This window comes from Nocardioides sp. (assembly GCF_031422975.1).
Classification (GTDB): Bacteria; Actinomycetota; Actinomycetes; order Propionibacteriales; family Nocardioidaceae; genus Nocardioides.
Window position 1 is genome coordinate 1 of record NZ_JANPEO010000437.1, and the last position, 8730, is coordinate 8730.

The 8730-nt window shown below is 69.3% G+C and carries 10 protein-coding genes; 6 read left to right on the forward strand and 4 right to left on the reverse strand.

The window, feature by feature from the left end; translation table 11 throughout:
* The coding region (locus RMO85_RS13155) for an IclR family transcriptional regulator (protein ID WP_310529177.1) at positions 1-674 on the reverse strand (674 nt) is incomplete at its 3' end.
* Between the two features lie 132 nt (positions 675-806).
* Between RMO85_RS13155 and leuC the strand changes: the two genes are divergently transcribed.
* The 3 genes from leuC (at position 807) to RMO85_RS13170 (ending at position 3637) form a co-directional block, all read left to right on the forward strand.
* Positions 807-2219 (forward strand): 3-isopropylmalate dehydratase large subunit, encoded by a 1413-nt coding sequence (gene leuC, locus RMO85_RS13160; RefSeq protein ID WP_310529178.1) that lies wholly within the window; start codon positions 807-809, stop codon positions 2217-2219.
* A gap of 3 nt (positions 2220-2222) precedes the next feature.
* The gene (gene leuD / locus RMO85_RS13165; RefSeq protein WP_310529179.1) at positions 2223-2828 is read left to right on the forward strand and encodes a 3-isopropylmalate dehydratase small subunit; all 606 of its coding nucleotides are present in this window, start codon (positions 2223-2225) and stop codon (positions 2826-2828) included.
* Positions 2829-2983: 155 nt separating this feature from the next.
* Positions 2984-3637 carry an HU family DNA-binding protein gene (locus RMO85_RS13170; RefSeq protein WP_310529180.1) on the forward strand — a complete coding sequence of 218 codons (654 nt, stop codon included), beginning with the start codon at positions 2984-2986 and terminating at the stop codon, positions 3635-3637.
* A gap of 42 nt (positions 3638-3679) precedes the next feature.
* On the opposite strand, the gene cofC is transcribed toward RMO85_RS13170, so the two are convergent.
* Entirely contained in the window at positions 3680-4315 is a 636-nt protein-coding gene (gene cofC / locus RMO85_RS13175) for a 2-phospho-L-lactate guanylyltransferase (protein WP_310529181.1), read from the reverse strand.
* 62 nt (positions 4316-4377) lie between these two features.
* Between cofC and RMO85_RS13180 the strand changes: the two genes are divergently transcribed.
* Positions 4378-5136, forward strand: coding sequence for a lysophospholipid acyltransferase family protein (locus RMO85_RS13180; RefSeq protein WP_310529182.1), 759 nt, complete (start codon positions 4378-4380; stop codon positions 5134-5136).
* On the forward strand, positions 5133-6134 hold the full coding sequence (locus RMO85_RS13185) for an NAD(P)H-dependent glycerol-3-phosphate dehydrogenase (protein ID WP_310529183.1): 1002 nt from the start codon (positions 5133-5135) through the stop codon (positions 6132-6134). The genes RMO85_RS13180 and RMO85_RS13185 overlap by 4 nt, the downstream gene beginning before the upstream one ends.
* A gap of 92 nt (positions 6135-6226) precedes the next feature.
* Here the strand turns inward: RMO85_RS13185 and RMO85_RS13190 are convergent, their stop codons facing one another.
* Positions 6227-7315, reverse strand: coding sequence for a PLP-dependent transferase (locus tag RMO85_RS13190; protein WP_310529184.1), 1089 nt, complete (start codon positions 7313-7315; stop codon positions 6227-6229).
* Positions 7316-7347: 32 nt separating this feature from the next.
* Between RMO85_RS13190 and RMO85_RS13195 the strand changes: the two genes are divergently transcribed.
* Complete coding sequence (locus RMO85_RS13195; protein WP_310529185.1) at positions 7348-8463, forward strand: D-alanine--D-alanine ligase family protein; 1116 nt, start codon at positions 7348-7350, stop codon at positions 8461-8463.
* On the opposite strand, the gene RMO85_RS13200 is transcribed toward RMO85_RS13195, so the two are convergent.
* Positions 8464-8730 (reverse strand): DUF3515 family protein (locus tag RMO85_RS13200; protein ID WP_310529186.1); only part of this gene is annotated, 267 nt, incomplete at its 5' end.

Here is an 8730-nt window from a genome sequence, read left to right on the forward strand (position 1 = left end):
GCGAGTACGGCGGGGGCGTGCATGCGACCGGGCTGACGCGAGAGGCGTTCGAGCGGTCCGGACACGGACACGGCTGCGATGATCTTGCCGCCGGGGGAGCGAACAGGCGCAGAAACGGAGGCAACGCCTTGCTCGCGTTCCCCGATCGATTGGGCCCAGCCCCGACGCCGAATGCCGGACAGAGCCGTTGCGGAGTACGCCGCGTTCTGCAGGCCCCGATGCATCCGCTCAGGGTCCTCCCAGGCCAGCAACACCTGGGCAGCCGACCCTGCCCGCATCGTCAACTGCGAACCGACCGGGATCGTGTCGCGCAAACCAGACGGGCGTTCGGCTGCGGCCACACACACTCGGTGTTCGCCTTGTCGGCGCCACAACTGAGCGGATTCGCCGGTGATGTCACGCAAGCGCGCCAGGATCGGTCCGGCCGCGGCTAACAATCGGTCCTCGCCAGCGGCCGCAGACAGCTCTGACAACCGTGGCCCAAGAACGAAGCGTCCTTGCATATCGCGCGCAACGAGACGATGGTGTTCGAGAGCGACGGCGAGTCGGTGGGCGGTCGGCCGGGCCAATCCCGTGCCCGCAACCAGGCCTGCCAAAGTGGCTGGTCCAGCCTCGAGGGCTGAGAGCACCAAGGCGGCTTTGTCGAGCACTCCGACTCCGCTAGTATTGTCCATATAGCAATACTGCCGTCTCAGATCATGGGATGCAAGCGGTAGTGTCGAAGACCTCCACCTGCGCGGGGCAAATCCGATCGATGGCCCGCGCGACGGCGTACGACCAACTCTCACGCGAGAAGGAGCAAGACAATGGGCAAGACCCTGGCCGAGAAGGTGTGGGACGAACACGTCGTCCGTAGTGCCCCCGGGGAGCCCGACCTTCTCTACATCGACCTGCACCTCATCCACGAGGTGACGTCGCCGCAGGCGTTCGACGGTCTGCGGCTGGCGGGCCGCCAGGTCCGCCGTCCCGACCTGACGCTGGCGACCGAGGACCACAACGTCCCCACCATCGACTGGGACAAGCCGATCGCCGACCCGGTCTCCAAGACCCAGGTCGACACGCTGCGCAAGAACGCCGCCGATTTCGGCGTCCGCCTCCACCCGCTCGGTGACGTCGAGCAGGGCATCGTGCACGTCGTCGGCCCGCAGCTCGGCCTCACCCAGCCGGGCATGACGATCGTCTGCGGCGACAGCCACACCAGCACCCACGGCGCGTTCGGCGCGATCGCCTTCGGCATCGGCACGTCCGAGGTCGAGCACGTGCTCGCCACCCAGACGCTGATGCAGGCCAAGCCGAAGACGATGGCCGTCACGATCAACGGATCGTTGCCCGCCGGCGTCACCGCCAAGGACATGGTGCTGACCCTGATCACCCACACCGGCACCGGTGGCGGCCAGGGCTACATCGTGGAATATCGCGGCCAGGCCATCGAGGAGCTCTCGATGGAGGGTCGGATGACCGTGTGCAACATGAGCATCGAGTGGGGCGCCAAGGCCGGGCTGATCGCGCCCGACCAGACCACGTTCGACTACATCGAGGGCAAGCCCGAAGCGCCGAGGGGCGCCGACTGGGACGCCGCCGTCGCGCACTGGCAGACGCTGGTCACCGACGCCGACGCGACGTTCGACGAGGAGATCGTTCTCGACGCCTCGACGATGACGCCGTTCGTCACCTGGGGGACCAACCCGGGCCAGGGCGTTCCTCTCGGTGGGCGGGTGCCGGCGCCGGCAGACTTCGAGGAGGAGTCCGAGCGCATCGCCGCCGAGAACGCGCTGAAGTACATGGGTCTCGAGGCCGGCACCCCGATGCGTGAGGTCCGCGTCGACACCGTCTTCGTGGGCTCGTGCACCAACGGTCGCATCGAGGACCTGCGCCTGGCCGCCGAGATCATCGAGGGCCACAAGGTCGCCGAGGGCACGCGTCTGCTCGTCGTGCCGGGCTCGGTTCGCGTGCGCCTCCAGGCCATGGAGGAAGGGCTGGACAAGATCTTCATCGAGGCCGGAGCCGAATGGCGAGGCGCGGGCTGCTCGATGTGTCTCGGCATGAACCCCGACCAGCTGGCCGTCGGCGAACGTAGCGCCTCGACGTCCAACCGCAACTTCGAAGGCCGTCAGGGCAAGGGTGGTCGCACCCACCTGGTGTCCATCCCCGTCGCTGCCGCCACGGCCGTGCGCGGCACCCTGTCGTCACCTGCTGACCTCGTCAGCCTGGAGGTCTGAGTCATGGAGAAGTTCAGCGCACACACGGGTGTCGCGATGCCGCTCAAGCGCAGCAACGTCGACACCGACCAGATCATCCCGGCGGTCTATCTCAAGCGCGTCACCCGCGACGGGTTCGAGGACGGGCTGTTCGCCGCCTGGCGCAACGACCCGGAGTTCGTGCTCAACAAGCCCGAGTACACCGGCGCCACCGTGCTCGTGGCCGGGCCGGACTTCGGCACCGGCTCATCGCGCGAGCACGCCGTGTGGGCCTTGCAGAACTACGGCTTCAAGGCCGTGATCTCCTCGCGCTTCGCCGACATCTTCCGAGGCAACTCCGGCAAGGCCGGCCTGGTCGCCGCGCAGGTCGACGAGAAGGTCGTCCAGCGCATCTGGGACCACCTCGACGAGTTCCCCGGCGCGAGCGTCACCGTCGACCTGGAGAGCCGCACTGTCAGGGCCGGCGAGGGTGCCGACGCGATCGTGGACTCCTTCGACATCGACGACTACACGCGCTGGCGCCTGCTCGAGGGTCTCGACGATGTGGGCATCACCCTGGGTCACGACGCCGACATTGCGGCGTACGAAAGCACCCGACCGAGCTGGAAACCCGCTACCCAACGGGTCTGAGCGGTCGCTGAACCTTCCACGGCACCGAACCGCTCCGCAAGAAAAGCGGTCGGAAACACCCCGTGGTGATTGTGACCCATGCCACTAATGCCTAGCGTGCCAAGCAGAACGCCGGGCACAGGCTCGGTGCCATTGGTTCATTGGAAGGGAAGCTAGTGAACAAGACACAGCTCATCGACGCACTTGCCGCGCGATATGAGGGCAACCGCAGGCAGGCCTCGCACGCGCTCGAGTCGGTGCTCGACACCATCACGCGTGAGGTCGCCCGAGGCGAGAAGGTCGCCATCACCGGGTTCGGCTCGTTCGAGAAGACCGTGCGCAACGCCCGCTGGGTGCGCAACCCTCAGACGGGCGAGCGGATGAAGTCGAAGAAGAAGTCGGTGCCCAAGTTCACGGCCGGCCAGGAGTTGAAGAACATCATCAGCGGGGCGAAGAAGCTCGAGAGGCTGACCGCCGCGAACATGCCCAAGCCCCCGTCCGTGCGGGCCGTCGCGGCTGCGGCGTCCGCCGTTGCCGGGGCAGCCGCCAAGAAGGCCACCACGTCGAAGAATGCGGCCCCGGCCAAGAAGGCAGCCCCGGCCAAGGCAGCTGCGACCAAGAAGGCGGCACCGGCCAAGAAGGCGCCGGCCAAGAAGGCGGCACCCGCGAAGACCTCCGCGGCGAAGAAGGCACCGGCCAAGAAGGTGTCGGCCAAGAAGGCGGCACCCGCGAAGACCGCTGCCAAGGCGGCACCCGCGAAGACCACAGCGGCGAAGAAGGCACCGGCCAAGAAGGCAACGGCGAAGAAGGCCGCAGCCAAGAAGTCCTGATCGACAAGCGTTGATGGCGGGTCACCCTCGGGTGGCCCGCCATCACTGCGCTCGTCGCCGCCACACCTGAGCGGTGTGCGCCCCGACGCCGAGCACGATGGCCTCGACGAGGTCGGCCGGTTCGTCGACGTCGAGGCGCAGGGTCGGCACCGGGGAGCCGATCTCACGCGCGCCGTGGGTGGCGTGCCGAGCGGCCGAGTTCACGCCGAAGGACGGCTCGAAGTTCGCGCGCGGAGCGGCATACATCGTCGTACCCGAGCCGGCGGCGTCGCGCACGAACGCGGGACCGTCCACCTCCGCCAGGGCGGCGGCGAGGTCCTGGCTCGACAGGCAGGGCAGGTCGGCGCACAGCGCGACCGGCACGGCGTCGGGCCACCGCCGTCCGGCCTCTGCGGCGGCCTGGCGCAGGGTCGCGTTCAGGTCCTGCGAGACTCCGTCGGGGATGACCTCGCAGCCGTCGGCGCGCAGGTCCGCGGCGAAACGGAAGTCATCGGTGACGACGAGGACGATCTCGACGTCTGGCGTCTTGCGAGCAGCGGCCACCGTGTCCCGGGCGAATGCGGCGGCAAGGTCGCGGCGCTGGCCGGCCGGGAGCGCGTCGAGGCGCGACTTGCCGCGCGCCGGGGGCTTGACCGGCACGATCACGACGAAGGATCTCGGTGGGGACAGGGGAGCCATATCGGGACCGATCCTCGCATCGTTGCGAGTAGCCTGCTCACCGACGATCAGGAGGGTCTCGCGTGTCGGTTCGCAAAGTGCAGAGCAAACGTGGCTGGGCGGTCGACTTCGCCGTCGTCACCATCAAGCCGGCCGTGTTGGCGGCGACGACGCGCACCTGGATCGACGGCGAGAAGATCCCCGCGACCGGCGGTTGCATCGTCGTCGCCAACCACATCTCGCACCTCGACCCGCTGCTGACGGCCCACTTCCTCTACGACCACGGCCGGATCCCGCGCTACCTCGCGAAGTCGGGGCTGTTCCGCACGAGATTCGTGGGCACCATCCTCAGCTCTGCTGGCCAGATCCCGGTCGAGCGGCTGTCCAAGGATGCGATCGGCGCATACGACGCGGCGGTTCAGGCCGTCAACGACGGCGAGTGCGTCGTGGTCTATCCGGAGGGCACGCTGACGCGAGACCCCGACCTGTGGCCGATGACCGGGAAGTCGGGCGCCGCACGGATCGCGCTCGCGACGGGAGTGCCCGTCATCCCCCTCGGCCACTGGGGCGTCCAGGACATCCTCTATCCCTATGCCACCAGACCCCACCTGCTCCCGCGCAAGCACGTCACGATGAAGGCGGGGGACCCGGTGCCGATCGACGAACTGCGCGCGCTGCCGAAGACCCCGCAGATCATCCATGAGACCACCGAACGGATCATGACCGCACTCACCGACGTCGTCGCCGAGCTTCGCGGCGAGCAGCCGCCGGCCGAGCGCTTCGATCCACGCAAGGCTGGGGTCCCTCAGACCGGCAACCCGAACAAGAAGGACCGCTCATGACCAAGATCGCCGTCTTCAGTGCCGGCTCGTGGGGTACGGCGTTCTCCGTCGTCCTCGGCGACGCGGGCAACGACGTCACGTTGTGGGCGCGCCGCGAGGAGGTCGTCGAGGCGATCAACGGCAAACGGGAGAACACCGGCTACCTTCCCGGCATCGAGCTGCCGCCCTCGGTCACGGCGACCACCGACGCTGAGCAGGCCGCTGCGGACGCCGACATCGTCGTGCTCACCGTGCCGTCCCAGAGCCTGCGCGAGAACCTCACGTCGTGGGCGCCGATGATCCCCGAGAAGGCCACGATGGTGTCCTTGATGAAGGGTGTCGAGCTCGGTTCGCTGAAGCGGATGAGCGAGGTCATCGCCGACGTCACCGGGGCCGGCCCCGAGCGGATCGCGGTGGTCAGCGGCCCCAATCTCGCCAAGGAGATCGCCCGCCGCGAGCCGGCGGCCTCCGTGGTCGCGTGTGCCGACGAGGACGTCGCCCGGCAGCTGCAGCGGGCCTTCCACACCGCGGCGTTCCGGCCCTACACGTCCGTGGACGTGCTGGGCTGCGAGATCGGTGGCGCCTACAAGAACGTCGTCGGCCTGGCGGTCGGGATGGCGGTTGGCCTCGGCTTCGGCGACAACACGACCGCGTCGCTGATCACCCGTGGACTGGCCGAGACGGCCCGGCTGGCGATGGCGCAGGGGGCCAACCCGATGACCCTGATGGGCCTGGCCGGTCTCGGTGACCTGGTGGCGACGTGCTCGTCGCCGCTCTCGCGCAACCGGACGTTCGGGGAGAACCTCGGCAAGGGCATGACGACCGAGGAGATCTACGCCTCCACGTCCCAGGTGGCCGAGGGTGCCAAGTCCTGCAAGTCGCTGCTGGCCCTCGCCCGGCGCAGTGGCATCGACGCACCCATCGCCCTGCACGTCGACGCAGTGGTCGACGGACGGATGACCGCGCTGGAGATGATGAACAGCTTCATCGCGCGCGACACGAAGAGCGAGACGGACTAGCTCGATCTCGCCGAGTCGGCGCGAACCTCCTGCCCAGTAGGCGCCTACTCGCGGGATGGTTCGCGCCGCCTCGCGGGATGGTTTGCGCCGACTCAGCCGACGCACCCGTCGAGTGCCGCACGGAGGTCCTCCCAGAGGTCCTCGACGTCCTCGATCCCGACGGACAGCCGGACCAGGCCTTCGGGGATCGTCGGCGCCTCGGCCTTCCAGCGTCGACGGCGCTCCAGCGTCGACTCCACGCCGCCCAGCGACGTGGCGTGCACCCACAACTTCGTCTTGTGGGTGAGGAGGTCGGCGGCGATGGCGCCCTGCGCGAGCACGATCGAGACGATCCCGCCGAAGCCGGGGTAACGGACCTCGGCGATGGCCGGGTGGTCGGGCAGGCGGCGGACCAGCTCCTGCGCATTGGCCTGCGCCCGCTCGACGCGGACGTGCAGGGTGCGCATGCCGCGCAGCACCAGCCACGCCTCGAACGCGCCGGGGATGGCGCCCATCAGGTCACGGCGATTCTTGAGCACGCCGAAGAGCCCGTCGTCGCGCGTGCAGATCGCGCCGAGCAGCACGTCGCTGTGCCCGGCGAGGTACTTCGTCGCCGAGTGCACGACGAGGTCGACGCCCTGGCCCAGGGGCGTCTGCAGCAGGGGAGTGGCGAAGGTGTTGTCCACGGCGACGTACGCCCCGGCCTCGTGGGCGGCGGCGGTGATCGTCTCGATGTCGGCCACCTCCAGTGCCGGGTTGGTCGGTGACTCGAGCCAGACCAGGGCGGCGTCGTCGCAGGCCTTGACGACGGCCTCGGTGTCGGTGATGTCCACGAGCTCGGCCTTGACCCGGCCACGCGACTCGAGGTCGGCGAGCGCCATGATCGTGCCGCTGTAGGAGTGGCGGGGAGCGACGACCTTGGCACCGGTGCCGACGAGGTCGAGCACCGTCGTCACGGCGGCCATCCCCGAGGCGAAGCTCAGGCAGCGGCCCCCCTCGAGGGCGCCCAGGGCGTCCTCCAGTGCCGTCCACGTCGGGTTGGCGTAGCGGCCGTACTCCAGCTCTCCGCCGGCCACATAGGTCGACGCCATGGTGATCGGCACGTTGAGAGGGGCATCCGGCACGTGGGCCGGCCGACCGGCCGTCACGGCGATGGTGCTGGGTCGCAGTGCGGAGGCGGGGGTGAGCGGGTCGTCGGCCATGTCGATCAGCGTAGGCCGATAGGGTCGTCGCAATGAACGAGACCCAGAAGCCTCGCATCGCAGTCGTCTTCGGCGGTCGGTCCAGCGAACACGGCATCTCCTGTGTCACGGCCGGCAGCGTGCTGGCCGCGATCGATCGCGAGAAGTACGACGTCGTCCCGGTCGGCATCGCCACGGACGGTCGCTGGGTGCTCGAGGCCGACGACGCGTCCCGGCTCGCCATCAGCGGGTCGACACTGCCCGAGGTCGACGCGACGCGCTCGATGGTCGCGCTGCTGGGCGCCGCGGGAGCAACGGACCTGGTCGTGACCGAGGCCGCCCAGGTGCCGCAGACCCTCGGCTCGGTCGACGTCGTCTTCCCGCTCCTCCACGGCCCGTGGGGCGAGGACGGCACCTTGCAGGGGATGCTCGAGATGGCGGGCGTCCGCTACGTCGGCTCCGGCGTCCTCGCCTCCGCCGTCGGCATGGACAAGGCCTACATGAAGATCGTCCTGGAGGCGGCCGGCCTGCCCGTCACGCCGGGGATCACCCTCACCCGTCGCGAGTGGCAGGCCGACCGGGTCTCGGCCGTCGAGCGGATCCACGCCCTCGACTACCCGTCGTTCGCCAAGCCCGCTCGCGGTGGCTCGAGCATCGGCATCAGCAAGATCCACGAGCGGGGCGAGATCGCCGAGGCCATCGACCTCGCCCTGGAGTACGACGCCAAGGTGCTCGTCGAGGTGGCGGTGGTCGGCGGGCGCGAGGTCGAGTGCGGCGTACTCGCGACGCCGGACGGCGACCCGGAGACCTCCCGCCCGGCCGAGGTGCGCATCGGCGCCGACCATGAGTTCTACGACTTCGAGGCGAAGTACCTCGCCGACCAGGACACCGAGGTCGACCTGCCCGCCGACCTGCCGCCGGAGGTGGAGCAGGAGCTGCGGCGGCTGGCCGTGCGCGCGTTCGAGGCACTCTCGTGCGAGGGGCTGGCGCGCGTGGACTTCTTCGTGCTGCCCGACCACAGCCTGATCATCAACGAGCTGAACACGATGCCCGGCTTCACGCCGACCTCGATGTTCCCGCAGATGTGGGCCGAGTCGGGTGTGAGCTATCGCGAGCTCGTCGACCGGCTGATCACCCTTGCGCTCGAGCGCGACACCGGCCTGCGCTGACTAGCGGCAGGGGTCGCCCTCGGCCAGCGTCTCCCGGATGGCCGACGCGATCGCGGCCTGGACCTCGTCGCTGCCGCGCTGGGCGGCGGGGATGAGCACGCTCACGCGAGGCGAGTAGGTCAGCGCCGTGAGGAGGATGTCGGCCGACGGGTCCTTGAGCTGCGCCGGGGGCAGGAACCAGCCGACGCCGCCGACCACGGAGCAGGACGCGAAGTCGTCGTACGCCGCAGGCAGCTCGACCCCGCACGTCAGCTCGATGCCGCCCCA

Excerpts from the sequence above, each read along its gene's own strand:
- leuC (WP_310529178.1), top strand. The coding sequence starts at position 807 with ATGGGCAAGACCCTGGCCGAGAAGGTGTGGGACGAACACGTCGTCCGT.
- leuD (WP_310529179.1), top strand. The coding sequence starts at position 2,223 with ATGGAGAAGTTCAGCGCACACACGGGTGTCGCGATGCCGCTCAAGCGC.
- cofC (WP_310529181.1), bottom strand. The coding sequence starts at position 4,315 with ATGGCTCCCCTGTCCCCACCGAGATCCTTCGTCGTGATCGTGCCGGTC.
- RMO85_RS13185 (WP_310529183.1), top strand. The coding sequence starts at position 5,133 with ATGACCAAGATCGCCGTCTTCAGTGCCGGCTCGTGGGGTACGGCGTTC.
- RMO85_RS13190 (WP_310529184.1), bottom strand. The coding sequence starts at position 7,315 with ATGGCCGACGACCCGCTCACCCCCGCCTCCGCACTGCGACCCAGCACC.
- RMO85_RS13195 (WP_310529185.1), top strand. The coding sequence starts at position 7,348 with ATGAACGAGACCCAGAAGCCTCGCATCGCAGTCGTCTTCGGCGGTCGG.